Annotated in this window: 22 protein-coding genes; 4 read left to right on the forward strand and 18 right to left on the reverse strand. The window is 57.6% G+C overall.

The window, feature by feature from the left end:
• Genes IPP95_06375 through IPP95_06400 form a run of 6 tightly spaced genes read right to left on the reverse strand, consistent with a single transcriptional unit; the run spans position 1 to position 6,058 of the window.
• Entirely contained in the window at positions 1-1,275 is a 1,275-nt protein-coding gene (locus IPP95_06375) for an FtsX-like permease family protein (protein ID QQS73833.1), read from the reverse strand.
• Positions 1,272-2,429 (reverse strand): ABC transporter permease, encoded by a 1,158-nt coding sequence (locus tag IPP95_06380; protein ID QQS73834.1) that lies wholly within the window; start codon positions 2,427-2,429, stop codon positions 1,272-1,274. Before IPP95_06380 ends, IPP95_06375 begins: the two co-directional genes overlap by 4 nt.
• Before the next feature lie 10 nt (positions 2,430-2,439).
• Positions 2,440-3,603, reverse strand: coding sequence for an ABC transporter permease (locus IPP95_06385; protein ID QQS73835.1), 1,164 nt, complete (start codon positions 3,601-3,603; stop codon positions 2,440-2,442).
• Positions 3,600-4,307, reverse strand: coding sequence for an ABC transporter ATP-binding protein (locus IPP95_06390; GenBank protein QQS73836.1), 708 nt, complete (start codon positions 4,305-4,307; stop codon positions 3,600-3,602). Before IPP95_06390 ends, IPP95_06385 begins: the two co-directional genes overlap by 4 nt.
• A 21-nt stretch (positions 4,308-4,328) precedes the next feature.
• A complete protein-coding gene (locus tag IPP95_06395; protein QQS74209.1) occupies positions 4,329-5,417 on the reverse strand; it encodes a hypothetical protein in 1,089 nt (362 codons plus the stop codon).
• A 38-nt stretch (positions 5,418-5,455) separates the two neighbouring features.
• A complete protein-coding gene (locus IPP95_06400) occupies positions 5,456-6,058 on the reverse strand; it encodes a TetR/AcrR family transcriptional regulator (protein QQS73837.1) in 603 nt (200 codons plus the stop codon).
• Positions 6,059-6,260: 202 nt separating this feature from the next.
• Between IPP95_06400 and IPP95_06405 the strand changes: the two genes are divergently transcribed.
• From IPP95_06405 to IPP95_06420, 4 genes are read left to right on the forward strand one after another with little or no spacing between them, the layout of a single operon-like run.
• Entirely contained in the window at positions 6,261-7,028 is a 768-nt protein-coding gene (locus IPP95_06405; protein QQS73838.1) for an SDR family oxidoreductase, read from the forward strand.
• Positions 7,029-7,064: 36 nt separating this feature from the next.
• Positions 7,065-8,270 (forward strand): efflux RND transporter periplasmic adaptor subunit, encoded by a 1,206-nt coding sequence (locus tag IPP95_06410; protein QQS73839.1) that lies wholly within the window; start codon positions 7,065-7,067, stop codon positions 8,268-8,270.
• Positions 8,267-9,076: an ABC transporter ATP-binding protein gene (locus IPP95_06415; GenBank protein ID QQS73840.1), complete on the forward strand. Its 810-nt coding sequence runs from the start codon at positions 8,267-8,269 to the stop codon at positions 9,074-9,076. The genes IPP95_06410 and IPP95_06415 overlap by 4 nt, the downstream gene beginning before the upstream one ends.
• 11 nt (positions 9,077-9,087) lie before the next feature.
• Positions 9,088-10,293, forward strand: a complete 1,206-nt coding sequence (locus IPP95_06420; GenBank protein ID QQS73841.1) for an ABC transporter permease — start codon at positions 9,088-9,090, stop codon at positions 10,291-10,293.
• Positions 10,294-10,317: 24 nt separating this feature from the next.
• Here IPP95_06420 and IPP95_06425 read toward each other — a convergent pair whose 3' ends face one another.
• The 12 genes from IPP95_06425 to IPP95_06480 all read right to left on the reverse strand — a co-directional run bounded on the left by IPP95_06425 (position 10,318) and on the right by IPP95_06480 (position 25,377).
• Positions 10,318-10,557, reverse strand: coding sequence for a phospholipase A (locus tag IPP95_06425; protein QQS73842.1), 240 nt, complete (start codon positions 10,555-10,557; stop codon positions 10,318-10,320).
• Between the two features lie 21 nt (positions 10,558-10,578).
• The gene (locus tag IPP95_06430) at positions 10,579-11,670 is read right to left on the reverse strand and encodes a mechanosensitive ion channel family protein (GenBank protein QQS73843.1); all 1,092 of its coding nucleotides are present in this window, start codon (positions 11,668-11,670) and stop codon (positions 10,579-10,581) included.
• A gap of 172 nt (positions 11,671-11,842) precedes the next feature.
• Positions 11,843-12,667, reverse strand: a complete 825-nt coding sequence (locus tag IPP95_06435; GenBank protein QQS73844.1) for a DUF4249 domain-containing protein — start codon at positions 12,665-12,667, stop codon at positions 11,843-11,845.
• 2 nt (positions 12,668-12,669) lie between these two features.
• Complete coding sequence (locus IPP95_06440) at positions 12,670-14,982, reverse strand: TonB-dependent receptor (GenBank protein QQS73845.1); 2,313 nt, start codon at positions 14,980-14,982, stop codon at positions 12,670-12,672.
• Between the two features lie 76 nt (positions 14,983-15,058).
• Positions 15,059-15,715 carry a PorT family protein gene (locus IPP95_06445; protein QQS73846.1) on the reverse strand — a complete coding sequence of 219 codons (657 nt, stop codon included), beginning with the start codon at positions 15,713-15,715 and terminating at the stop codon, positions 15,059-15,061.
• Positions 15,716-15,801: 86 nt separating this feature from the next.
• Entirely contained in the window at positions 15,802-19,020 is a 3,219-nt protein-coding gene (locus IPP95_06450; protein QQS73847.1) for an efflux RND transporter permease subunit, read from the reverse strand.
• 19 nt (positions 19,021-19,039) lie between these two features.
• Positions 19,040-20,149 carry an efflux RND transporter periplasmic adaptor subunit gene (locus IPP95_06455; GenBank protein ID QQS73848.1) on the reverse strand — a complete coding sequence of 370 codons (1,110 nt, stop codon included), beginning with the start codon at positions 20,147-20,149 and terminating at the stop codon, positions 19,040-19,042.
• Positions 20,146-21,474 (reverse strand): TolC family protein, encoded by a 1,329-nt coding sequence (locus tag IPP95_06460; GenBank protein QQS73849.1) that lies wholly within the window; start codon positions 21,472-21,474, stop codon positions 20,146-20,148. The genes IPP95_06455 and IPP95_06460 overlap by 4 nt, the downstream gene beginning before the upstream one ends.
• Positions 21,475-21,563: 89 nt before the next feature.
• Positions 21,564-22,037: an ArsR family transcriptional regulator gene (locus IPP95_06465; protein QQS73850.1), complete on the reverse strand. Its 474-nt coding sequence runs from the start codon at positions 22,035-22,037 to the stop codon at positions 21,564-21,566.
• Positions 22,038-22,140: 103 nt separating this feature from the next.
• The gene (locus IPP95_06470) at positions 22,141-23,283 is read right to left on the reverse strand and encodes an acyl-CoA dehydrogenase family protein (GenBank protein ID QQS73851.1); all 1,143 of its coding nucleotides are present in this window, start codon (positions 23,281-23,283) and stop codon (positions 22,141-22,143) included.
• 212 nt (positions 23,284-23,495) lie between these two features.
• On the reverse strand, positions 23,496-24,464 hold the full coding sequence (locus tag IPP95_06475; protein ID QQS73852.1) for a helix-hairpin-helix domain-containing protein: 969 nt from the start codon (positions 24,462-24,464) through the stop codon (positions 23,496-23,498).
• Positions 24,465-24,474: 10 nt separating this feature from the next.
• Positions 24,475-25,377: an SDR family oxidoreductase gene (locus IPP95_06480; GenBank protein QQS73853.1), complete on the reverse strand. Its 903-nt coding sequence runs from the start codon at positions 25,375-25,377 to the stop codon at positions 24,475-24,477.
• Positions 25,378-25,395: the final 18 nt, after the last annotated feature.

A 25,395-nucleotide genomic window follows, 5' to 3' on the forward strand; every position in this document is an offset into this window, starting at 1 on the left:
TCACACTTCCAAGTCCTTGAAGAGCGTGGCCGTTTCGCGCTTGTATATCCCGATACCTGAAAGCATCGTGCCAAGTACCATCGCCACCACGCCGGGGATGAAGCCGAGGTAGAAGAGGTCCGGTGTCAGTTTGGCGCGCATGATCGACGGCATCATCATGGTGGAGTTCTGCAGGAAGCTGCTGATGTCGATGCCAACCACCTGCAGGTAGTACACGCCCGCCAAGCCGAGCACCGTACCGATCACCGATCCGATCGTGCCGATCAGCAGGGCCTCCAGGACCATGGTGCCGTAGATGCGTCCCTTGCTTTCGCCCAAAGCCAGTCGGATGCCATATTCCTTGTAGCGCCGCAATCCGCCGAGTAGGCCGGTGTTCCAGAGCACGATGCTCATGGCGGCGATGAAGATGAAGACGAAGAGCCCCGCCATCAGGTCCGCGTAGTCGAGCAGGTCGGCAAGTCCGTTCTGTTGTTTCAAGGTCTTCATCACCGGCGCGAATTCATCGCTGCTGTTCGCGTAGAGTGCATTGAAGCTGTTGGCCGCGGCCTCTGCTTTGTCGTTGTCGTACGCGTTGCTCTTGAAGAACCCGAGCACTTCACCGGCACCATCGGCCATGTCCAGCATCTCCTGCGCATCGGCCAGGTCGATGATGATCGCGCCCTTGTCCATGGCGGCCGCGCCGAAGCGGATGGTGCCGCTCACGGTGAAGTTCTTGAAGGTCATGCTGCCGTTCATGGTGGTGCCGAAGTACATCACCTGGTCACCGATGGCGACCTTCAGTTTCTCGGCCAGGGCATGTCCCACCAAGGCTTGACCGGGTTCCGTTGGTATAGTGCCGCTCACCAACGAACTGCGGATGTTCATGCGCTCCACCTCGCCGCTGGCGTCGTGCAACAGGTCGATCGCTGTACCGGACGCGGGACCTTGTCCCTTGGAATTCCCTTCCGCATCCTGTGCATCGATCAAGCCACCGAAGCGGATTCGCGAGGTCCACTGCATGTCGGGGAAACGCGCGGACAGTCCTTGGGTCAAGGTGTCCAAGCCGAGCATGGCCAGATCGTTGGGCAGTTGGTCCTGTTCCGCCGCATAGGCCTTGGTCATCACCTTCACATGGCCCGTATCGAAGCGGGCGTTCTGATCGACGATATCGCCCATCATACCGCGCAGGAATCCGCTCAACAACAACGTGAGCGTTACACCCAGCAGGATGATGATGATGGGGAGGAGGCTGCGACTTTTGTCGCGCAGAATGCCTTTGAAGAGGAACTTGATCATTGCAATTTTCCTTTGAGTGCTTCCACCGCATTCATGCGTGCGATCTTGCGTGCGGGGAGGTAACTGACGAGTGTGGCCGTGGCGACGATCAGCAGCACCGTGCCGATGATCAATTGGATGCTGAACAGCGGGAAGATGCGTTTGCCCATCATCATGCCCATGGATTGAATGGATTCCGGAAGTCCGATACCGATGGAGGCGAGGTATTCGAAGAACGGAATGCCGATCACGCTGCCCACCACCACGGCGAATATGCTGTACATGCTGCCTTCCACGGTAAAGAGCGTGACCACTTGTGTTCGCGTCATACCTAGTGCCACGTAGGTGCCGATCTCGCGCTGGCGGCGGAACACCGAAAGCACTTGTGTATCGAACACGGCGATCAAGGCGATGGCGAGCAGCATCAGGTAGATGATGGCATCGCTGAAGCGCTCGGCGTTGATGATGTCATTCGTGTCCTTCAACAATTCCTCTTGCGACAGGAATTTCCAGCCGGCTGTTTGCGCTGGGTCGAAGTGTTCGGATGCCACGAACAAACTGGCTTCGCCTTGCAGGTTGGTCATGTGCCACAGGGTGTCCAGCGGAAGCCATACGGTTCCGTTGTCCACCGTGGGGATCTCGGTATTGAAGATGTGCGCCACGGTCATTTCCTTGGCATCGAAGGTGCCGTTGTGATCGCGCCAGCGCAGCAGCACCTTGTCGCCTTCCGCGGCCTTGATCGACTTCGCCATGCGTTCACCCAGCATCACCGGAAGTTCAGCGCTGCTGTTCTTCAACTCGGCGATGGGTACGGCGATCTCCGTTTGGTCCTCGGGTATCCCTTTTAGTAATATCGACACCATGCGGCCATCGGGATAGATCGATCCCTGCTGCACCAGCATGGGCATCAACGCTTTCGTATCCGCACCTTCCAGCGTGCCGTGGCCGTCCTGCACGCTGAACGGATCGTAGGGATCGTAGTGTGGGTTGAGCAGATGCCCATTGCCGAATTCCCAACGAATGCCATCGCGTTGCGCTTGGTGCGACCAACCGTTGGTGAGCCCGTTGAAGAAGAGGATGATCAGGTAGGCGAAGGCGAGCACACCCACGTTGAGCCAGGTGCGCAGACCCGCACCGATCAGGTTCTTGTACGCGAGTTTCAATGCCAATTTCATACCCTGCTGATCATTGCAGTTTTCCTTTCAAGGCCTCCACCGCGTTCATCCGTGCGATCTTCCGGGCAGGCAGAAAGCTCACGATGGTGGCGGCGATCACTACGAGCAACACCGTACCCAGCACCAGTTGTACTCCGAAGACAGGGAAGATCCGATCCGATATCGCCACGCCCATGTCCTGGGCCATGGTGGTGGTCGGGAACGCGATGCCTGTGGTGGCCAGATACACGAAGAGCGGTATGCCGACGATGCAGCCCACCGCCATGGCGAGCAGACTGTACATGCTGCCTTCCACGGTGAAGAGACCCACCACTTGGGTGCGCGTCATGCCCAAGGCCACGTAGGTGCCGATCTCGCGTTGCCGACGGAACACGGAGAGTACCTGCGTGTCGAAGATCGCGATCAAGGCAATGGCGACGAGCATCAGGTACAACACGGAGCTGCTCGTCTTCTTCATGGCGATGATGTCCGTGATGTCCTGCAACAACATAGCTTGCGACTTGTAGGTCCAGCCGCCGGTGTCGGAAGGGTCGAAGCCTTCGGAGAGGATGAATTCGCTGGCGTGTCCGACCAGTCCTGTCATTTTTTCGAGCTTGTCCATGGGCAACCAGATGCTCCCCTTGTCGACAGCGGGAACGTCGGTCTGGAAGATGTGTACCACGGTCATGTCGGCCGCATCGAACGTCCCGTTCTTGTCGCGCCAACGCAGCAGGAGTTTGTCACCTTCTTTCACGTTCAGCGAAGCGGCCATGCGTTTCCCGATCATCACCGGGATCGCTGCATCGCTCTTCTTCAACTCCGCGGTAGGAAGTGTCAGGATCCGTTGGTCCACGGGTATCCCTTTCAACAATGCGGAGACCATGCGACCCTGTGGATACACCGAAGCTTGTCGGATCAGGATCGGCGTGAGCTTGTCAGCCTGATCGCTGTTCAGCACACCATGTCCGTCCTGAATGCTGAAGGGATCGTAAGGGTCATAGTCCGGATGCAGCAATTGTCCGTTCCCGAACTCCATGGCGATGCTGTCGCGCCGTGCTTGTCGGTCCCAACCATCCATCAGGCCGTTGAAGAAGATGATCATCAGGAAGGCGAAGGCGAGCACGATCACGTTCAACCACGTGCGCAATCCCGCACCGACCAAGTTCCGGTAGGCCAGTTGCAATGCCAGTTTCATGATGAGGCGGGTGTTGCGTTCTCGTCCTTCTCCACATAGCCATCGCGCAAGTGGATGATGCGACGCAGGTAGCTCATCACCTTTTCGTCGTGGGTGCTGAAGAGGAAAGTGGTGCCGAGCTCCTTGTTCAAGCTTACCATCGTTTTCAGGATGGCATGTGCGTTCGTCGCATCGAGGTTGGCGGTGGGTTCATCCGCAAGAAGCAGTTCGGGCTTCTTCACCATGGCACGTGCAATGGCCACGCGCTGTCCTTCGCCGCCTGAGAGTTTGTCCGGCCGCTTGTCCGCGAGCCCTGCGATGCCCACCCATTCCAGTGCTTCCATCACGGCCTTCTTGCGTTCGGCCGCGCCCACCTTTTGTAGCAACAGGGCGAACTCCACGTTCTCGTACACTGTGTACACCGGCAGCAGATTGTACACCTGGAAGATGAAGCCGATGTGCATGTTCCGCAGCTGCGCGCTCTGCTTATGCGAGAGGCTGGCGATGTCGTGGCCCAACACGCTGGCCTTGCCTTCTGTCGGACTGTCCAGCGAACCGATGATGTTGAGCAAGGTGGTCTTGCCCGATCCGCTCGGCCCCACCAGTCCTGCAAATTCACCTTTCTTCACCGTCAGGTCGATCTCCTTCAAGGCGGTGAATTCGCCCTCGCCCACTTTGAAGCGCTTGGTGACTTTCTCGATCGTGATGATGTTCTCGTTGCTCATGGTCAATGGGGCCTTGGTTGTTCAATGGTTGTAAACGAGCATGGCGCGGATGCCTGGACCAGAGCTGGTCTGTACCAGGTCGTTCCGCTGCACACCCGTTTGCGTGCTTGGATTATAGTAGGCCATCAAGTAGCCGGTCAGGCGCCGGAACTGATGTTGGAAATTGAGGAAGAAGGTGGCATTCTCACTGCTCCAGTCGTAGTAGGCAACGGTACTTAGTGTATTGGTGAAGCCGATCGGATAATTGGCGGTCGCCGCCGTGATGTGACGGGTGTCGTTGAATGCCAGCGGCTGATCGTCCGCGGCTGATAGTAAGTGCTCCGCCACCACGTTCAACCCATTGCCAATGCCGATGGTGTAGTCCGCGCCGATGTTGATCAACGTTTGATCGCTCAGCAAACCGAGGTCCGCGCTGTTGTGCGCATGTGAGACCTCGAACCACAGGCCGATGGTCACATCCCATTTGCCATCCAGTCCGATGCGGTTCTCCGTGCTTGTTGCAGCTGCATCCATCAACCCGAACGACTTGGTGTTCACGGTTCGGTTGTGATAGCTGAGCGCGATCTCGCCGCGCGGAACTGGCAGCTGGACCCGACCACCGAACTCCGGTCTATCCGGATCGGAAGGCAATGCATCCAAGCCGCGCGCCTCATCGTTGCCATACAGTGCCCAAAGCCAGATGTTCGCATTGTTCTTGAAGTAATAGCGAGCTAATGCACCATACACGCCGTTGGTCAACTGCAGCGGATCACGCGGATCGATCTGGTTGAACCATTGCATCGGTCGCAGGAGCGTAGCAGAGCCGAAGTCGATCTTCTGCAGGCCAACCCGGATCTCATAACGATTCGTGCTGTACCGTGCCCAAACGCGGTAGGGGTCGATGCTTCCATCGGTAACGTCTGCAGTGAAAGGATGGAAGAACGATGTCGCACTTAGGTTGGCCGAGCCCAACACCGTGAACAGCTTCGTGGAATCGATCTTCACTTCGTACTGCACCTCCGGCAAGTATCGCGCACCAAAGAAATACTCCAGAGCATTTTCCGGTCCGTAGCTGCCAACAAGTGATGCTTGCCCTGAGAACGTGAGGCTGTCTTGAGCTAGACAACTCAATGTCGTTCCGAATATGGATATGGCAAACACGGTTCGCATCATTTCTTGTGGGCATCCATCGGGAATAGCCCGTAGAACATGAAGTTGGTCAGTTCCATGATCGCATCGTGCGAGTTCTTGTACATGCCACGGAACGCAACATCGAACATGTGCGCATTCATCCTTTCCAACATGAAGAGGATGAACGCGGGTTTGATCTCCTTTCGGATCCAGCCGTTCCGTTGGGCTTTGCGCAGGTCGGCCAAGAAGATCTTGGTGTGTTCCTCTTGGAATGAATGCGCCATGATAGCCAACTCAGAATTGGGATCGCCAAGGACGTCCTTCAGGAACTCATCGCTCATGACCTGCGCATTGTCGTGCTTCAACAGGACCACCTCGCGGATACGCTCCTCGAAGGGTGCATCGCTATCCATAGCTGCTCGGTAGCGTTGCATGGATGAATCGAGCACATCGGTCAGCACCGCAGCGGCCACCTCCTGCTTATTGGAGAAGGTGCGGTAGAAGGTCATCTTACTGATGCCGGCCTCCTTGCTGATCTCCTCCACGGTGACGCGCCGGATCCCGTACTTCCAGAACAGGTCTTTCGCTGCGGATAGGATCGCGGTGCGTGGGTCACTGGAGGTGTTGGTGGTGGACGACATTGGTACAGGTTAAGTGCAATATTACGTTATTAGTTTTGAAAGACGTTTTAAGTAACATAACTTTGTGATTCGTAATGCAGCTCGAGAAGACATCATCCGGAGCAAGGCTGTATACCCATCCTTCGTACACTGTTGCAGTATCGGAGACACGATGGGGTACATGTTCCGCTTCTAAGGAACCATCAGAAAGAAGCACGAAGACATGGACACACTGAAGAACAAACGCTGCATCGTCACGGGTGCGGGATCAGGAATAGGCAAGGCGATCACCATGAGCCTGCTATCGGCAGGGGCCAACGTACTGGCTACTGACATACGGAAAGATCGGCTCGAAGAATTGGGTGCAGGCTCCAAGCAACTCGCTGGCAAACTGGAAACGCTTCCGGTCGATATGGGAAAACCAGAGGACATCGATCGGATGTTCGATCACTGTAAGATGACCTTGGGCGGCTTGGATGTACTCGTCAACAATGCGGGATTGATGGATGATTTCTCTCCCGTTGGCGAAGTAAAGGACGCGCTCTGGCAGACGATCATGGACGTCAATGTTACCGGACCCATGCAGGCCATGCGACATGCCGTGAAAGGTTTTCTGGAACAGAGGCACGGCAACATCATCAACATCGCATCGATCGGTGGTGTGCGCGGCGCAAGAGCTGGCGCAGCATACACGGCAAGCAAGCACGCTTTGGTCGGACTGACCAAGAACACGGCCTACATGTATTCCAAGTCGGGCATACGGTGCAACGCGGTGGCACCGGGCGGCGTGGAGACCAACATCACCGAATCGCTCGACATGGCGAAGATCTCGCCCTTGGCGCAACAGCAGATCTTCTCGGCCACGGCCACCAATCCGCGTACCGGTAAGCCGCAGGAAATTGCGGAGATCGTGCTCTTTCTGGCCAGCGACCGATCGAGCTTCATCAACGGCGATGTGATCGTTGCGGACGCGGGGTGGACGGCATTTTGAATACTTGAAGCTGAGCAAAGTCCAATACGATAGACCATGAACAAATCCACCGGAACCGAGCAAAAGAAGAAACGCAGAGGGCGACTGCTCACGTGGGCCTTGATCCTGGTCGGTATCGGGGCTGTAGCCGCTTATGTCATCGCCAACAGGCCAGAGGTGGTCGTGGACTTCACGACGGAGAGGATCGAGATCGGGTCACTGTTCCAAGAGGTATCGGCCACGGGCACCATCAATCCGATCGAAGTGGTCGATGTGGGTACACAGGTTTCGGGGATCATCGATGAGGTCTTCACCGATCACAATGCGAAAGTGAAAAAGGGCCAGGTCATCGCGCGGATGGACATGCGAAACTTACAGGCAACCGTGCGCGAGAGCAGGGCCAACATCACGAAGGCAGAAGTCGCCCTGACGCAGGCCCAGCTCAATTTCGACCGAAGCGTGCGCCTTCTTGCCGGCGGAGCGGTCACACACGCGGACCTGGAGCGGGACGAGGTGGAACTGGAGAATGCCAAAGCGAACTTGGACCTGATGCGCTTGCAGGCGGACAAAGCATCCATCAACCTGAGCTATGCCACCATCATCTCTCCGATCGATGGGATCGTGATCTCCAAGAACGTGGACGTGGGCCAAACAGTGGCGGCCTCCTTTGCCACACCAACGCTCTTTCGCATTGCCAACGACCTGACCAAGATGAAGATCGAGGCCAGCGTGGATGAAGCCGACATCGGGCAAGTGCGCATCGGGCAGAATGTGGAGTTCACGGTGGATACCTACACCCACGAAACATTCGCCGGTGTGGTGGACCAGATCCAATTGCAGCCCATCGAAGTACAGAACGTGGTCACCTACAAAGTGATCATCCTGATCGAGAACGCCGAGCTGAAGCTCCTGCCCGGTATGACAGCCACGTTGGTGATCAAGACCGTGGAGAATCCTCCAGCACTCACCATTGCGAACACCGCGATCGATCTGGCGATAGCGGCAGAGGATGCGCGCTTGCTCAAGCAGGAGGGCTATACGATCAAAGCGCTTGCGCAAAAGAAAGGGCGGTCCATTTGGTTGAAGGATGGACAGAGCCTGGAAGAAGTTCCGGTGCGACCGGGTTTTGACAATGGCTTCAGAAGTGCGATCGACGCTCCTGATCTGGAGGGGCGCGAGATCATCCTTCGCATTGCCATCGATATCCTGGACGGTAGCGAGGATAACACGAGCATCTTCAGCCCGAATACCGATAAGAAATGAGCGCGGGACGATGCATCATCGAGACCGTTGAGATCAGCAAGACCTTCAACCCGGGGCCGAATGAAGTGCGCGCCGTTCGCGAAGTCTCGCTAAAGATCCACGATGGCGAATTCGTGGCCTTGATGGGTGCCAGCGGCAGTGGGAAATCCACCTTCCTCAACATCCTCGGTTGCTTGGATGAACCGACCAGCGGACAATACCTCCTGGACGGTGAACTGGTGAGCGGTCGCACCAAAGAAGAGATCTCCAGGATCCGGAACCGACAGTTCGGTTTCATCTTCCAATCCTACAATCTACTTCCGAAGACCACTTGCATCGAGAACGTGGAACTTCCGTTGCTCTACAATCCGAGCGTCTCCTCGGACGAGCGCAGGGAACGCGCCATTGAGGCACTGAAGCAGGTAGGTTTGGGCGATCGGCTGCACCACAAGACCAATGAACTTTCGGGAGGGCAGCAGCAGCGCGTGGCCATTGCGCGGGCCCTGGTGAACGACCCCAAGGTCATTTTCGCCGATGAGGCCACCGGGAATCTCGACACGAAGACAAGCTATCAGGTCATGCAGTTGTTGCAGGAACTGAATGACAAGGGGATCCTGATCGTGATGGTGACGCACGAAGAGGACATTGCCAAGTTCATGAAGCGAAGGGTGTACATGCGCGATGGCCGGATCGAGTCCGATGAGCCCATCGCGGTTCCGCTACGGGCCGATGTGATGTACGAACAACTGGTGGCAGAACAAGCCGAAGAAGAAGCGCGCAAGGCTGAGGAAAAGTCACGAACCAGCACAACGACCACAAAGCCATGAATCCACGCGACATGTTCAGATCGGCGTTGCGGTCCATCAACCGGAACCGCACGCGCGCCTTGCTCACCATGCTCGGCATCATCATCGGGGTGGGGGCTGTGATCGGGATGTTGGCCGTGGGCAAAGGATCAGAGGAGAGCATCAAAGGTGAACTCGGGAAACTCGGATCCAATTTGATCGCCATCTCACCAGGGACTTCTTCGCGTAGTGGCGTGGATCGTGGAGCAGGCAGCTTGACCATATTGGAAGAACGGGATGTGAAGGAGATCCTCCGGTATTCCCCGTCGGTCAAGTACATCAGTCCGATGGTCCAATCGCAGGTGCAGTTGGTCAATGGTTCGGCCAATAGCCTGACCCCGATCACCGGAGCCTATGCTGACTACTTCCACATCCAGAACCACGAGGTTGTCTTCGGTAAGGCCTTTGACGATGAGACCGGCAAGTCATTGAAGAAGGTGTGTGTCATCGGCAAGACGGTCGCCGATGATCTGTTCGGTGGGGAACAAGCGTCCATCGGACAGATATTGCGGGTGAACAAGATGCCATTCCGCGTATTGGGCGTGCTCAAGGAAAAAGGCGAAGGTGGCTTCGGGCAGGATCAGGACAATGTGATCATCGCCCCGTTCAGATCGGTGCAGAAGCGAATTCTGGGGATCGACTATGCCATGACCATCATGGCGTCCGCCATGAGCGAGGAGAGCGTGGATGCCGCAAAAGCCGAGATCGACGATGTGCTCTTGAACCGATTGGAGAAGGTCAGCGGCCGGGAGCCCGCGTTCACCATCCGTACCCAGAAGGAGATCATGGATATCATGGGTTCCATCACGGGCATGATCACCTTGTTGCTGGCCACCATCGCCTCCATATCGTTGATCGTGGGAGGCATCGGGATCATGAACATCATGCTGGTCTCGGTCACCGAACGCACACGGGAGATCGGCTTGCGTTTGGCCGTGGGCGCACCCGGTCAGGCCATCTTGATCCAGTTTCTGGTCGAGGCGGTCTTGCTCAGTTTGATCGGTGGGATCATCGGGATCATCCTCGGGTATGTGATCGCAGAACTTGCCGGCCAAGCCTTGAACTGGGAAACCACAGTGTCCTTTGCTTCCGTGGCCATGGCCTTCGGCTTTTCCTTCGCCATCGGCGTCATCTTCGGTTTCTTCCCGGCACGCAAGGCGGCGCAACTGCACCCCATCGAAGCGTTGCGTTACGAGTAGCGCGCGCGTTGCTACGGAAGGAGTTCACATCCATTGCAGCAGCGGGATACCAATGCCCAGCGTTGTTTGGCTGTGGTTGTAGTCGATCAGGCTCTCGCCGTAGCCGTGGAAGGCTTGCACCTGGATCCGCAAACGTTCATGTACCGGTATGGCCCGGTCAAGCTGTATCGACCCTCGTCCGCTCCGCTCCAATGAGTGGCGGCCTTGCAAGCTGATGGAGTGGCCTTGGTGCTCGCGGACCATACGGATGTCGCACGAGGTCATGGTTCACATTCCGCGTAGAGTTCAGATCATGGCGTGTAGTTCAGGAACGGGACCGCCCGTTTGGTGTTTCACATACACCGTGCGGTGCGGGAACGGGATCTCGATGCCCTCGGCATCGAAGCGCAATTTGATCGATTCGTAGAGCTCGCAACGCATCACGAACGCGGTGGGATAGTCCTTCGCCCAGGTCCATGCGCGAAGCGTGACGGCGGAATCGTTCAGACCGATCACCCGCACGATCACCACGGGGTCGTTGTTCGCCTTGGCCAACGGAGTTCGTGTATCGAGCAAGGACGGATGCGTCATGCATTCCTGGCGTACCAGTTCCTTTGCCCGCTCGATGCTGGATCCGTAGCTGATGCCTACTTCAACCCACGAGCAGGTGCGCTTCTCGCCCAGGTCATAGTTCACCAAACGCTCCTTGTTCATGATCGCATTGGGAACCACGATCCGCTTGTTCTGGTAATTCTTGATCACCGTATGCCGCAAGGTGATATCCTCCACTTCACCCACGAGGTCTTCGGAAAGTTTCACGACATGGCCGATGCGAAAAGGCTTGTAGATCACGATGAACATACCGCCAATGATGTTGGATATGGCCTCTTGGCTGGCAAACCCGATGACTACCGCCATGATCCCAGCGCCGGCCATGGCCGATGTTGCGAACCGTTGAAGGTCCGGAAAGGCAAAGCTGGCGAGAAAGATCCCAAGGATGTAGATGCCCGCCACCACGAGGTAACGCATGAATTTGTAGGTGGTGGCATCGGAGCCGGAACGCATGCGCATGCGATCGAACACGAGCTTGGACCCGATGCTGAAGATGAGTGTGCCGGGAATGATGATGCTGAGGTAGATCACCTTCATGAGGTTCTCGTTCAGGTACACGTAAACCTTCTTCTCGAAGAACACGTAGCTCACCAGCAGCGCAGCGATAAGCAGGATGCACACGCTGAAGACCCGCCGCAGCGAGTTGAACGTCGAAGCGTGGTCCTGTCCGTACCACTGGCCGCGTTCGGCCAACCGGTTGAAGCCCTTGCGGACAAGGAAGAGCAGCAGCGCGGCCACGGCGGCTACGAAGGCCACCCAGATGATGTTCTTCAGTAAGGGGTCCATGTGGAAGCAATTGGATACTTGATCTGGTCTGCCTCGAAAGATCCGAGGATCGAACAGCACAAAAGGCATGCGGCTGCCGCGAACCGCGGTCCATTTGGACCAAGGCCGCCACCTTTTGGCCGTGCGCCACCTGCCCAATTGTTGCTGGCGAAATTCATGTTCCTGTTCTACCTCACTGGATCACCACCGTGCTCTGTGTCACAGCTGAAGCTCCGAAGAAGCCGTAGGCTCCGTTGGTGAGGTTGGTGATCGGATTGTCCGGCACACCGGCGAACGGTCCTCCCCCGTTGTTGTCCGAAACGCTGTTCAGGGTGGTGTAGAAATCATACGCTGCGCGATCGATCGACCATAGTTCCACCGTGACGGTATCGCCCGGATGGAATGGGTGCCCCAATAGGCGTCTCTCACGCTGTAACCCGTCGAACAGGCGGTCCGAGTAAGTGTTCTTCGTGGTGTGCGGTTTGTCCAACTCGCTGTTCTTGTACAGCCGTACTTGGTAGAAATTGTCGATCCCGGCCGGGTCCGTGTGGTACAGGGTGAGGTATTGCCCGAAGTCCTCCGTATCCAGAAAGGCATAGTCCGTACTGTCCAAATATTCGTAGGTGATGCTGTCGATGGGATCCGGCTCGGGCATGGTGTTGCTGGCGGTGTACGTCTTGCCTTCGCTCTCCACGTCCAAGAAATAGGTACGGCCCGGAACGCCTGTGAGGGCGCTGGCGGTATAGATCCCGTTCGCGCCTTCGGAAAGGTCTTCCGAATTGCCTACGGAATCGGAGATGCGGACATGCGCACCTTGAACGCTCGGCGGCGGATCGGAGTTATAGAACGATGCCGTGCGGGTGAGGTGGACAGTGAACGGGCCGGGGCCGTCGAACACATTGCCCTCCACCACCAGGTGCGGCGTTGCGTCGGCCACAGGCAGGTCGATCACCTTCTCACAACTGCTGAAGATCGCGATGGCGGTGAAGGCCACGAGAAGTTTGATGAAGTCCTTCATGTTCAAAATTCGAAATTGTAGGTAACCGACGGGATGATGCTGAACAGCGCGACCTGATAGGCCTCGGTGATGCCGGGGTTGTCCTCATTCTCCCGGAATCCGATGAGGTACGGGTTCTGGCGGGCGTATGCGTTATAGACGGCGAAATTCCAGCTGGAGCTGAACTTCTCGGTCTTCTTCGCCTGCAGCGTGGCCGAAAGGTCCAAGCGATGATATGCTGGCATGCGGCTGGTGTTGCGTTCGCCATAGACGCTCACCACCTGCCCCGCATACTCATAGCGGCCCTCCGGATAGGTGACCGCGTTGCCCGTCGCATAGACCCACGCGGCGCTGATCTTCCACTTGTCGTTCAGCTGGTACATGGCCACCACGGAGGCGTCATGTGTGCGGTCGTAGCGGTTGGGATAGGCGTTGCCGTTGTTCAGCTCCGCCATGGTACGTTCGGAGCGGGAAAGGGTGTAGCCGATCCAACCGGTGAGCTTCCCCTTCGTCTTTTTCACGAAGAACTCCACACCATACGCCTTGCCCTTGCCGTAGAGCAGTTCGCTTTCCACGTTCGGGTTCAGCAGAATGTCCGCGCCGTTCTTGTAGTCGATCAGGTTCTGCATGTCCTTGTAGTACACCTCCACGCTGGTCTCGTACGTGTTCATCTTGAGGTTGCGGAAATAGCCTAATGAGATCTGGTCGCCCACTTGCGGCTCAATGTTGTTGGTGCTGGGATACCACAGGTCCGTAGGGGCGCCGGTGCCTGCGTTGCTCAGCATGTGGATGTACTGCCGGGTGCGATTGTAGGCCGCCTTCACCGAGGAGAATTCCGTTATAACATAGCTGGCGGAGAGTCTTGGCTCCGGACCCCAATACGTTTTGATGGATTCCCCGCTGGTGTAATCCACCGTGGAGAGCGGGAGTTCGCCGCCCGGCGCGTAGGTGCGTGCTTCACCAGGACCCATCAAGTTGAAACCGGAGATGCGCAGACCATAATCCAGACTGAACCGGTCCGAGACCTTCTGCTCGTTGCTCACATAGATCGCGCCTTCCAAAGCGAACTTCTCCGGGATAATGAGGTCGTTGGAACGTGCGCTGCTGGTGGTGAATTTGCCCGGCTGGAAGGCATGGTGCATAGCATTGAAGCCGAAGCGGATGGTGTTCTTGCTGTTGGCGTAGTAGGAGAAGTCACTCTTCAAGTTGTACTCGCGGATGCCGCTGGAAAGCGCGATGTCGTTGTCGTTGAAGCCGACGTTGAATTTGTAGTCGTAATTGCTGGCGATGAAAGAGGTGTTCACGAAGAGCTTGTTGCTGAAGAGGTGGTTCCAGCGCAGCGTCCCGGTGATGTTCCCCCAATCGAAGCCGAAATCGTCCTTATAGCCCAGGGCATCTCGACCGAAATATCCGGAGAGAAAGAAGCGGTCCTTCTTGCCGAGCCGGTAGTTGCCCTTCACGTTCACGTCGTAGAAATAGAGCTTGCTGCTGTTGATGCCTTCGTTGTTGCTCAACTTGAGGAAGAGGTCGGCATAGGTGCGCCTGCCGCTCACGATGAAAGAACCCTTGTCCTTCACGATCGGCCCTTCCACGGTAAGCCGGGAGGCGATGAGGCCGATGCCGCCATGCACTTTCATCTCCTTGGAGTTGCCGTCGTTCATCGTAACGTCCAGTACCGATGAAAGGCGTCCGCCGTATCGCGCTGGGATGGCCCCCTTCATCAGGTCCACGCTCTTCACGGCGTCGCCGTTGAACACGGAAAAGAAGCCGAGCAGGTGGCTGGCATTGTATATCGGAGCCTCGTCCAGAAGTATCAGGTTCTGGTCCGGGCCGCCGCCGCGCACATAGAAGCCGGTGTTGCCGTCGCCCGTTTGCTGCACGCCCGGCATCAGTTGGATGGTCTTCATCACGTCCACTTCACCGAAGAGCACGGGCATGGTCCTCACGTCCTTCATCTCAAGCCGCACCAATCCCATGTCAGTGCTGCGGATGTTCGCATCGGCCTTCTTCCCGGTAACTTCCACGGCATTCAACTGCTCGTTGGCCGGTTGCAGTTCCACGTTTTTCACCACGTCGGCATTGAGGTCCACCTTTTCGCTGAGCGGCTCGTACCCGATATAGGCGTAAGTGACGTCATAGCTGCCTTTCGGCACGGTGAGGGAATAAAATCCATAAACGTTGGTGGACACGCCGGCCTGCACCGCATTGATGCGGATGGTGGCGCCGATCAGCTCCTCGCCGGTCTTTGCATCGCGCAAGCTGCCGCTAAGGGTGGTGTTCTGGGCAAGAAGAGTTCCGTGGAAGATGCAGATCAGAAGAATGGCGGTCAGTCTCATGCAATTGGTTTGAGGCAGGTTGAAAAGTGCGGTCCCGGATCTCGTTCAAATGATCGGGACCTGAAACGTTGAGCGGTCAATGCGGGAAATAGGAAACGCCCAGTTCCAGACCGGTGGTCAAGTTATGGGTTGAGGCCCTGTCGGCAGGATAGCCCAAGCGGTCCTCATTCTCCGTATTGCCGAACCCGAAGTCCCCGCGAAGTCCGGCATTGATCCTGAACACATCGGAAATTCGGAAGGCAACCCCCGCGTTGAGCATAACACCAAAGTCAAGGTCCTCGTAGTTGCTCTTCGTATCACCATTGATCTTGTCCAGATCCTCATCCAGTAACTTGGAACCCATCAGGATCCCGATCTGCGGCCCTGCTTTCAACACGATGGACACAAACTTCTCAGAGTTTGTATTATAGATGAACATCAAAGGGATCTTCAAATAGTTGTTGCGTTGGATGAACACTGCATCATCCACCTTGTAGCGTTGGCCTTGGAAGGAGAGGATCCCATCCACCCCAAGCCCGAAATGATCCGTGATCCCGTAACCGATACCCAACCCGACCGCAGGTGCAAATGTGAATTTGTAATTCAGGTCATCGCTATCCATGTCGTCCTTGTTCAACATCCATGAATTCTCCGCCATCGTCTTCACACTGAAGGAGAGTCCCTTTTGCGCATTTGCATTCGTTGTGAACAGCACCATGGTGAGCGCTGTCGCGAGGAAAATGTTGGTCTTCATCTTTTGTTCGTTTTTTGTTTGTTGTTGTTCCTTCCACTTGTCTTGCCCACCCGCGCTGGCGATCACGGACGTGCGGTCATGCCGTGCTATGCGATCGCGGGGTCGCCAGAGACCTCCCTTCCTGCAACTCCGTTGGTCCGCGTCTCCTTCTTCTTCTTCAGCGCTTCCATCACCTCGCTGTTGTGGAGTTCATCATCGTTCAGTTCGATCACCGTTTTCTTGTTCCAGCCGAAGCGCTCCATGATGCGGTCGAAGAGGTAGTAGATCACCGGCACCACGAGCAACGTGAGGAACATCGAGCTGGTCAACCCGCCGATGAGCACCCAAGCGAGGCCGTTCTTCCATTCCGCACCGGCACCGGTGGCCAAGGCGATCGGCATCATGCCGAACACCATGGCGAGCGTGGTCATCAGGATGGGGCGGAAGCGGGTCTGCACAGCGTGGACCAAAGCGGTCTTCACGTCCTGCCCGGCGGCGATCATCTGGTTGGTGAAGTCCACTACCAGGATCGCATTCTTCGCCACAAGTCCGATCAACATGATCAAGCCCAAGATGGAGAAGATGCTGAGCGATTGTTTGGCGAGCGCCAGCGCGATAAATGCGCCGATGATCGCCAACGGCAGCGAGAACATCACCACCAGCGGATGCACGTAGTTGTCGTACAGCACCACCATGATCAGGTACACGAGAACGAGCGACGCCAGCAAAGCGAGGCCAAGGCTTCCGAAGGCTTCACCCTGTTGCTCCAACTGCCCGCCCATCTTCACGGTTACCCCGTCGGGCAGGTCCAGCTTGCCCACGGCCTGCTTCACTTCTTCTCCAACGGTTCCTACCGGGCGGCCCAACACCTGCGCCTGCACGGAGAGTGAAGGAACCTTGTCAATGCGCTCCAGCTTGGAAGGACCGGTGGTCTCGCCGATGTTGGCGAACTGACCGACCTGAATGGCCTCCTTGTCCTCGTTGATCAACGTCAGTGCCCCCACGTCGGCTGCCGCACGGCGGTCAAATCCATCGAGTTGCACAACGATGTCGTACTCGTTGTCGCCATCGCGGTACTTGGTGCTGCGGTCACCACTGAAGGCCGCGCGCATATTGCCGCCCACCTTGTCAATGGTGAGGCCGAGGGCGGCCATCTTGGCGCGGTCCACTTGCACGTCGATCTCCGGGTTCCCGCCTTCCACAGTGGTCTTCAGTTCCGCGGTGCCTCTGACCTTTCGCACGGCATCCATCACCAAGGGTGCCGCAGCGATCAGCTTATCGAGGTCGGGGCCTTGCACGATCACGTTCACAGGTGCCTCGTCAGCGCTGCCCATGATGTTCACGGGCACTGTGCTGAACTTGGCACCGGCGAACTTTTCTTCCAGCGCTATCTTCGTCTCCCGTGCAAAATGTGCGGTGCTTTGGGTGCGCTCTTCCGCCGCTACCAAGCTTACGTTCACCTCGGCCATGTACGGCGTTGAAGTAGTGCTCATACGACCGCTCGCTTGGCCGACCGTGGTGGCGATGCTCTTTACCAAGTGGTTCTCCGCAAGGAAATGCTCCACCTGCTTCGTCATCTGATCGGTCTGCTCCAATGTTGCGTTCTTGGGCAGTTCCACACGCACGTAGAACTGGCCACGATCACCGGCCGCGACGAATTCCGCGCCGATGAAGCCCATGCCCACCAAGGCGAAAGAGCCGATCAGCATAACGAGCGTGATCCCGAACAACCAGCGCTTGTGGCCGAAGGACCATTGCAGCAGATCGGTAAGGCCTTTCTCAATGCTGGTGAGCACACGCTCGAACCAGAGGAAGAAGCGGCCCATCACGGTTTTGTCGTTGAGGTGCTCCAACTTCGCGAAACGCGAGGAAAGCAGCGGCACCATGGTGAAGGCGATGAACAGGCTGAGCAGCGTGCTCGTTGCCACCACGAGGGAGAATTGGAACAGCAGGTCGCTGATCATGCCGCCGGTGAGCGAGATGGGCAGGAACACCGCCACGATCACCAGGGTGATGGAGATCACCGTGAGGCCGATCTCGCGGATGCCGTCATAAGCCGCCTGTGCTGCGGACTTGCCCATTTCCATGTGCCGGTGGATGTTCTCCACCACCACGATCGCATCGTCCACGAGGATGCCCACCACCAGCGAAAGGCCGAGCAGGGACATCAGGTTCAGCGAAAAGTCCATCAAATACATCATGGTGAACGTGGCGATCAACGCCGCGGGCACTGCGAGCATCACGATCACAGCGTTACGGATGCTGTGCAGGAAGAGCAGCATCACCAGGGCTACCAGCACCACGGCGAGCAGCAGATCGAAGATCACGTGGTCAGCCGCCTCCAGCGTGAACTCTGAGGTGTCCGATGGAATGCTGAAGTTGAGCCCGGCTGTGGCGTAGGTCTTTTCCAATTCGGCGATCCGCGCACGCACCTCCTCGCTCAAAGTCACGGCGTTAGCGTCCGTCTGTTTCTGTATGGTAAGGCCGATCGCGTCAGCTCCGTCCACACGACTGAGGATCTCCGGGTCCTTCTCGCCATCCTTCACCTCCGCCAGTTCGTAAAGGTGGATCAAGGAGCCGTCCACGCGCCGTTTCACTACCAGGTCGTTCAACTGCTGAACGGTGGTGTACTTGCCGCTCAAGCGGATCAGGGTCTGGCCGTCCGCGCGCTTCACCTTCCCGGTGGGAAAATCCACATTGTCATAGCGCACTGCGGCAGTCACATCGCTCATGTTCAACTTGAAGGCCACCAATCGGTCGGCATCCACGTTCACGATGATCTCGCGCTCCTGCCCACCTTGGATGTTCACCTGTGCCACGCCGGGGATCTTCGCCAACGCGGGTTGCACTTTGTTCTTCACCAGATCATAGAGTTCCGTCGGCGGCACCTGAGCGGCGACGCCGAGGTTCATGATCGGCATTGCGCTGATGTCGAACTTGCCCAACGAGGGCGTCTTCGCTTCATCCGGCATGTCGCCGAGGATCGCGTTCACTTTACGCTGTGCGTCCTGCAAGGCAAGGTCCACATCGGCATCGTTCACCAGTTCCACGGTGATCAAGGAGAAGCCCTCCATACTTGTGGAGCTCATCTTTTTCACGCCTTCCAGCGAGGAGAGCGCATCCTCTAATTTCTTCGTAACCGTGTTCTCCACTTCGCCGGGCGAAGCGCCGGGATAGGCCGTACTTACAGACAGTACGGGCGAGGTGATCTTGGGCAGCAGCTCGTAGTTGAGCGCACCATAGGTGAACAGGCCAAGCCCGACCAAAAGGGTCATCACCACCACCACAAGCGTGGGCCGGGTGATCGAAAGACGTGTGATCTTCATAGTGTTGTAAGGTTTGGGGTCAGTGCGCGATGGCGCGGACCTTGGTGCTGTCGGTCAGGTTGATCTGGCCGCTGAGGACCACGCGGTCACCGGCTTCGAGGCCGCTCTCGATCACCATTTTGTCGGCGGTCACCTGCCCTATCACCACATCGCGCAGGCGGGCGATGCTGTCCCGGACCACATAGACCTGCGGTGCTTTCACGCTGCCCACAAGCGCATTCCGGTCCACGGTGAGAAAGGTTTTGTCGCTCTGCTCCTTGAAGGTGGCAACGGCGTACATACCGGCCTTCAACGGACTGCCCTTTTCGTTTTTCAGCTCGATCTCGGTGTCGTACTTCAAGGCGTCATCGGCCTTCATGCTCACCGAGATGATGGTGCCGGAGAACGTAGTGGAGGGCAGCACCTTCAGAGTGATGTCCACGGATTTTCCTTTGGCCATGTCCAACACACGGCTTTCGGGCACTTTCACGTTCAGCTTCAGGGTGCTGATGTCCACCAGTTGGAACATGGCCATGCCGGGGTTGATGTAGGAACCGAGCTGCACATGGTCGTCGTTGATGTAGCCGCTCACCGGCGCGGTGATGGATGTTTTCCGCAGCTTGTCCTCGGCAGCCTTCAGTTGGGCTTCGCCGTTGCGCATGGCGAGGTCCGCCTGCTCCACTTGTTGTTCGGTCATGGCACCGCCAGCCGCCATGTTTTGCGCCCGCTTCAAGTCCGCTTCGGCTTTCTTGAACTGGTTACGCATGGCCAGCACTTCGGCGTTCTGCGCGCTGCTTTCCACTTGGGCCAGCAATTCTCCTTTGCGCACACGGTCGCCCTTCTTGTGCAGCAGGCGGATAATGGTGCCCTGTGTTTCCGAAACAATGCTGATGTCCACAGCCGCTTCCAAACTTCCACTTGCGGTATAGGCGTCTTTCAATGTCTCCAGTTCCGCAGTGCCGAGGTCCACCGGGATGCTTTCGCTCACCTTTTCACTGAGTGCGGCTTCAGCCTTCGTTTCTTCCTGGTTGGCGTTCAGTTTAAAGCCGGCCAGTACGATCAGCGCGACGATGGCCGATGTCCAAATGATCTTTTTCATGGTCTTGTTTCCGTTCTTCTTGTTCGATGGTGCAGTGGTGTCGTTGCTCATTGGATCAGGGTTTTAAGTCCGCCCTGTGCTTTGAGCAGGTCCAGTTCGGCGAGTTTGTATTTGAGCGTGGCGCTGTGGTAGGCCGTGCGTGAATCGCTCAGGGCTTGGTCGGCATTGAGCAGGTCGGTGAGCGGTGAGATGCCTTCCTCGTACAGGCTGTTGGTCTGGCTGTACACATTCTGTGCAAGCACCAGATTGCTGGCCTGCGCTTCCACCGTGCTCCAGCTGTTGTCCAGCGCCGCGATAGCGTTGCGCTCTTCCATGGCCAGCGCGTTGCCGGTGTGTTCCAGGTCGGCCTGGTACTGCAATTGCGCCACCTTTTGCTGGGCCACCTTGTTGTACTTGCGCAGCCCGTCGAAAATAGGGATGGCCAGTGTGCCGCCGATGGTGGCGCTTTGGAACCAGTCCTGATCGCTGTTGAAAAAGTTGAACTCGTTGCGCTGTGCCTGGTAATTCAGCGAGCCGAAGGCGCTGAGCGTTGGCACGTATCCCGCACGGGTGGCGCGGATGTTCAGGTCCTGCAAGGTGATCTGCTGCTCCAGCACCTTGATGTCCGTGCGACCTGCGGAAAGGGATCCGCCCGCAGGCTGGGGCTTGCCGACGCCCATGTTGGCGGGTTGTGCCAATACGAGCTCCGCCGATACCGGCATGCCCATCAGCACTTTCAGGTAGTTCACCTGTTGTTCCGCGCCCAGCGCAAGGCCGTCACGCTGTGTCACGGCGTTCTGGCGGTTCACTTGCACGCGTTGCAGGTCCAGCTTGCGCTTGAACTGGTTCTCCACCTGCAGCTGGGTGATGCGTTCCAGCTCCGTCATGGTCACCAATTGACTGTCCACGCTGGCCTGCTGGGCCTCCAGGTCCATGATTTGGTAGTAGGCCGTGGCCACTTCGTAGACCACCTGTTCCTCGGTCTGTAGATGCAGCAGTTCGTAGAGCTCCGCAGCACCTTTGGCCGCCTGCATTCCGGTGAGGAAGCGCTGGTCGTACAGCATCTGCGTGACCTTGCCGCCCACCGTGGCGTTGTACTTGGTGCCGAACTGCACCGGCACCTGTGTGCCCGGCTGTCCGATGATCTCGCCCGGCAAAAGCTGCGTGGCAATACTGGGGAAGTAGCTCAGGTCGGCCTGCGCGGTGATCTGTGGAAGACCGTCGGCGCGGGTCTCCGCCACTTTGTAGCGGGCTGCATCCTGGTCCATCGCGGCTTTGCGCACGTTGGTGTTGTGCTCAACGGCCTGTTGCAGGATCGCCTTCAGGTCCATGGTCTCCTGTGCGGAAGCCGTTGGTGCTCCAAGTACGAGCAGGAGCGGCATGGCGAAAAGGGCCATCAGGTTGCTTTTTGTTCTAATTGAGATCATCGGTTTGGTACTTACTCTTTTGTTCTGTGTTTAAGGAACTTACCAGCGCAAAAAAAACGTTAGCGCTTCTGCTCCCACTTCTTGAAGAGCTCGGGCAGTTCCTCGACCATGTGGTCGATGAAGGCCGCGATGTCGGTCAGGCCGCGGTTGAAATCCCGCGTGGTCTTCGGCCGCTGGGCCAGCACGTCCTTGTATGCGGTGCTCATGGCAGAGAGTCCCTGAAATGCTTTCAGCATGTCCTCCTTCCAGGACATCACCCTTACGCGGAAGTAGCGCCTGCGCTCGCCCGGCTTGGTGATGTACTCCACCTTGCCCATGTTCATCAAAAAATTCAGGGCATTGCTGGTGGCGCTCTTGCTCAGTTTGAGCAAGCGGCTGATGTCATCAAAGGGCAGCTCAGCCTCAGGGGTCACGATCAACAAGGCGGACACGCGGGCCGGTGCCGGAGCCATGCCACTGCCTTCGAAAATGACCCCCACGCGCTCAATGAGTTCCTGTTGGTCCTTGGTCAGTTTGGTCTCTTTCACGGTCATCGGTTTGCGTTGAACGGGGCAAAGATAGTCAAAGTTTCTTTGGTTCTGTTCTTTGAGAACAAAAAGGCATTTCTACCAAGGCCCATCACGCGGATCCGATCCCCTACCGCAACACCTCCCTGCTGATCACCAGCTTCTGGATCTCCGAAGTACCCTCGCCGATCGTGCAGAGCTTGCTGTCGCGATAGAACTTCTCCACCGGGAAATCCTTGGTATAGCCGTAGCCGCCGAAGATCTGCACGGCCTCCGTGCTGGCGTAGACGCTCACCTCGCTGGCGTAGTACTTGGCCATGGCGCTTTCCTTGGTCATGCGCTGGCCCTTGTTCTTCATGTCCGAAGCCTGGCGGATAAGCAGCTCGGAGGCTTCGATGCGTGTGGCCATGTCGGCGAGCTTGAAGCTGATGGCCTGGAAATCCGAGATGGGCTTGCCGAACTGGTGCCGCTCCTTGGAATAGGCCACGCTGGCGTCTAATGCGCCCTTCGCGATGCCAAGCGAAAGCGCTGCTATGCTGATCCTTCCGCCGTCGAGCACCTTCATGGCCTGCTGGAACCCCTGCCCTACTTCACCGAGCACGTTCTCCTCCGGGATGCGGCAATCTTGAAAGATCACCTCGGCGGTCTCGCTGGCGCGCATGCCGAGCTTGTTCTCCTTTTTGCCACCCTTCATTCCGGGCGTTCCGCGCTCCACCACGAAGGCCGTCATGCCTTTGCTGTCCAGCAGTTCGCCGGTGCGGGCCATCACCACCACCACATCGCTGCTGATACCGTGGGTGATCCAGTTCTTGGTACCGTTCAGCACCCACTCCTTCCCTTCCTTCTTAGCGGTGGTGGCCATGCGCATGGCGTCGCTGCCGGTGCCGGCCTCGGTGAGCGCCCAAGCGCCGAGCCATTCGCCGGTAGCGAGCTTGGTGAGCCAGCGCTTCTTCTGTGCGTCGTTACCGAAGTACATGATGTGGCCGGTGCAGAGCGAGTTGTGCGCGGCCACGCTGAGGCCGATGCTGCCGCAGACCCGCGCCACCTCCACGATGGTGTCCACATATTCGTGGTAGCCTAAGCCCGCGCCTCCGTATTCCTCCGGCACCAGCACGCCCAACATGCCGGACGGGCCAAAATGCTTTTTGAAGAGGTCGATGGGCATGTGCTGGCTTTCGTCCCAGTCCATGAGGTTGGGCCGTACCTCACGTTCTACGAGGTCGCGCACGGCCTGAGCGATCATCTGCCGGTTCTCTGTGGTGCTGAATTCCATGTGGGGTCGTTCCCCGCCGACGGATTTTAATGGAAGCGTGAATGCCGGACGGGGCCGCAAAATAAACCGATCCCGTTCATGGATGGAATTCACTGCGAGCCGCACATCGCTTTTGCCGCAGAGAAATGCCCCATCCAAAAAACCGCAGATGACGCAGATAGCCGCAGATACTGACATTCATAGCGGCAGGCGGACCGGAATGACGTCAACGCTCATGGGCCTACCGTGAGGTATGGCGACAACCGCATCCGGATGCTGTCTGTCACCAGCACGCAATTGGAGATCGCGGCCACATCGGGGAACGGTCCATGGTGATCCCGGTAGGCGATGAGCGCCTTGGCGACCTTCCAACCGCAATAGGGATGTGGGCCGAGGTCTTCCGCGGTGCAGGTGTTCAGGGGGAAGTACTTGACCAAAGCCGGGTCCAGTGTCAACTTGGGCTTGATGCGCTCCACCGCGTCCGGCTTGTCGCGCAGGATGTACACCTCACTGAGCTGGTCCAAGCTGACGAAGCCACCTAACCGATCACGGTACTTGATGATGCCCCGCGCGAAGGACGGACCGATGCCGCGTATGGTCACCAACGTCGCCGAATCCGCGCCGTTCAGTTCTATGGGCGTCGCATTTTCCCGGCCAGAGAAGGGCTTTTGGTCGCGGGATCCCCAACGCGAGCTGTCCCTCGGCCAGCGGTCCTGTTTGGCGTATGTTTTCCATTCCTTCCGTGGGAGGGAGTCGGGAAGCAGGATGAAGGGCTCCCATTGCGCGTAGAGCTCCGGGTCCACAACACGCATCTTGGCCACATCCTTCTTCGTCCGGAATTTTCCGCCGCGCTCCTCGTAGCGATGGATGGCACCGGCCTGCTTTTCGCTGAGGCCCAATTCCGTCCATTGCTCAACGGGCAAGCCGTTCGGGTCGAACTTGAAGAGATGGATGTCGTCAAATGACTTTCCCGCGAGAGCTTTGCCGGCCGAGGTGCTGTCCTGCATCTCCCACCAGGCCACTTCCAGTTGGTCTTTATCAGCCAGAGTCCGTGGTCGCAACCATTGCTCCCAAGTAACCCAGGCCGCACCGATCAAGCACAGCAAAAGCAGGACGGCAAAGGCCCGACGCTCGCCACGGTGCATGGCGAAGAGGTCCTTCAGTTCCTCCCTCCATGGCCGGGCCCTGCGACGACGTGCCATAGTGATCCTCTTATTGACCGAGTTGATCACGTAGGACGGCCAGCCCCGCCTCGAAGCCGTGCGGAGCGTAACCGAGGTCACGGCGGGCCTTGTCCAAGATGAAGCCGGTGACGGGTGGCCGTTTGGCGGGTTGGCCCAAGCAATCGCTCTTTATCGGGGTCATCACACCTGTGTCCAGGCCGAAGAAGGTCCCGGTGCGCTGCACGAGTTCCAGTATGCTCATCCCGTCCGGGCCGCTGAGGTGATAGATCCCCGTAGAATGTCGCTTTGCGATGCGGATGCAGCCGTCCGCAAGGTCCTCGGCCAAGGTGGGCATGCGCCATTGGTCGTCCACCACCTTGATGGGTTCGCCCTTCTCCAACGCGCCCTTCGCCCAGAGCACCACATTACTGCGGCTCAATCCTTCGGCGATGCCGTAGAGGATGATGGTCCGTGCAATGGCCCAACGTTCCAACCCCGCTTCCTGCACGATGCGCTCGCCGTCCAACTTGCTTTGACCGTAGATGCTCAGCGGTGCAGCTTCATCTTCCTCGCTATAAGGCCCGTTATCACCATCGAAAATGAAGTCCGTGCTGAGGAAGATGAAATGGGCGCCATGTCGCTTGGCCGCGCGCACCAAGTGTTCTGTGGCGATGACATTCTGTAGGCGGCACGCTTCCGGGTCAAGCTCACAGGCGTCCACATTGGTCATGGCGGCGGAGTGGATCACGACCTCGGGCCGGAACTCATCGAAAACCGCGTCCACCTGCTCCGGGTCCGTAATATCCAATGCCCGGTAGCGATCACCTAATGGGACCGAAGTCCGGTCGGTACCACGCGAGGTGGCGAGCAACTCCACATCGGGGTCGTTCCGCAGTGCTGAAATGAGCTTTTGCCCCAGCAGGCCATTGCTTCCGGTGATCAGTAGCCTCATGTGGCGAAGCTAAGCGGA

It is taken from the genome of Flavobacteriales bacterium (assembly GCA_016700415.1).
Lineage (GTDB): Bacteria > Bacteroidota > Bacteroidia > Flavobacteriales_F > PHOS-HE28 > PHOS-HE28.

What these genes read in the sequence shown, in the direction of transcription:
- IPP95_06375 (QQS73833.1), bottom strand. Translation starts at nt 1,275, where the DNA reads ATGATCAAGTTCCTCTTCAAAGGCATTCTGCGCGACAAAAGTCGCAGC.
- IPP95_06380 (QQS73834.1), bottom strand. Translation starts at nt 2,429, where the DNA reads ATGAAATTGGCATTGAAACTCGCGTACAAGAACCTGATCGGTGCGGGT.
- IPP95_06385 (QQS73835.1), bottom strand. Translation starts at nt 3,603, where the DNA reads ATGAAACTGGCATTGCAACTGGCCTACCGGAACTTGGTCGGTGCGGGA.
- IPP95_06390 (QQS73836.1), bottom strand. Translation starts at nt 4,307, where the DNA reads ATGAGCAACGAGAACATCATCACGATCGAGAAAGTCACCAAGCGCTTC.
- IPP95_06400 (QQS73837.1), bottom strand. Translation starts at nt 6,058, where the DNA reads ATGTCGTCCACCACCAACACCTCCAGTGACCCACGCACCGCGATCCTA.
- IPP95_06405 (QQS73838.1), top strand. Translation starts at nt 6,261, where the DNA reads ATGGACACACTGAAGAACAAACGCTGCATCGTCACGGGTGCGGGATCA.
- IPP95_06410 (QQS73839.1), top strand. Translation starts at nt 7,065, where the DNA reads ATGAACAAATCCACCGGAACCGAGCAAAAGAAGAAACGCAGAGGGCGA.
- IPP95_06415 (QQS73840.1), top strand. Translation starts at nt 8,267, where the DNA reads ATGAGCGCGGGACGATGCATCATCGAGACCGTTGAGATCAGCAAGACC.
- IPP95_06420 (QQS73841.1), top strand. Translation starts at nt 9,088, where the DNA reads ATGTTCAGATCGGCGTTGCGGTCCATCAACCGGAACCGCACGCGCGCC.
- IPP95_06425 (QQS73842.1), bottom strand. Translation starts at nt 10,557, where the DNA reads ATGACCTCGTGCGACATCCGTATGGTCCGCGAGCACCAAGGCCACTCC.
- IPP95_06430 (QQS73843.1), bottom strand. Translation starts at nt 11,670, where the DNA reads ATGGACCCCTTACTGAAGAACATCATCTGGGTGGCCTTCGTAGCCGCC.
- IPP95_06435 (QQS73844.1), bottom strand. Translation starts at nt 12,667, where the DNA reads ATGAAGGACTTCATCAAACTTCTCGTGGCCTTCACCGCCATCGCGATC.
- IPP95_06440 (QQS73845.1), bottom strand. Translation starts at nt 14,982, where the DNA reads ATGAGACTGACCGCCATTCTTCTGATCTGCATCTTCCACGGAACTCTT.
- IPP95_06445 (QQS73846.1), bottom strand. Translation starts at nt 15,715, where the DNA reads ATGAAGACCAACATTTTCCTCGCGACAGCGCTCACCATGGTGCTGTTC.
- IPP95_06450 (QQS73847.1), bottom strand. Translation starts at nt 19,020, where the DNA reads ATGAAGATCACACGTCTTTCGATCACCCGGCCCACGCTTGTGGTGGTG.
- IPP95_06455 (QQS73848.1), bottom strand. Translation starts at nt 20,149, where the DNA reads ATGAGCAACGACACCACTGCACCATCGAACAAGAAGAACGGAAACAAG.
- IPP95_06460 (QQS73849.1), bottom strand. Translation starts at nt 21,474, where the DNA reads ATGGCCCTTTTCGCCATGCCGCTCCTGCTCGTACTTGGAGCACCAACG.
- IPP95_06465 (QQS73850.1), bottom strand. Translation starts at nt 22,037, where the DNA reads ATGACCGTGAAAGAGACCAAACTGACCAAGGACCAACAGGAACTCATT.
- IPP95_06470 (QQS73851.1), bottom strand. Translation starts at nt 23,283, where the DNA reads ATGGAATTCAGCACCACAGAGAACCGGCAGATGATCGCTCAGGCCGTG.
- IPP95_06475 (QQS73852.1), bottom strand. Translation starts at nt 24,464, where the DNA reads ATGGCACGTCGTCGCAGGGCCCGGCCATGGAGGGAGGAACTGAAGGAC.
- IPP95_06480 (QQS73853.1), bottom strand. Translation starts at nt 25,377, where the DNA reads ATGAGGCTACTGATCACCGGAAGCAATGGCCTGCTGGGGCAAAAGCTC.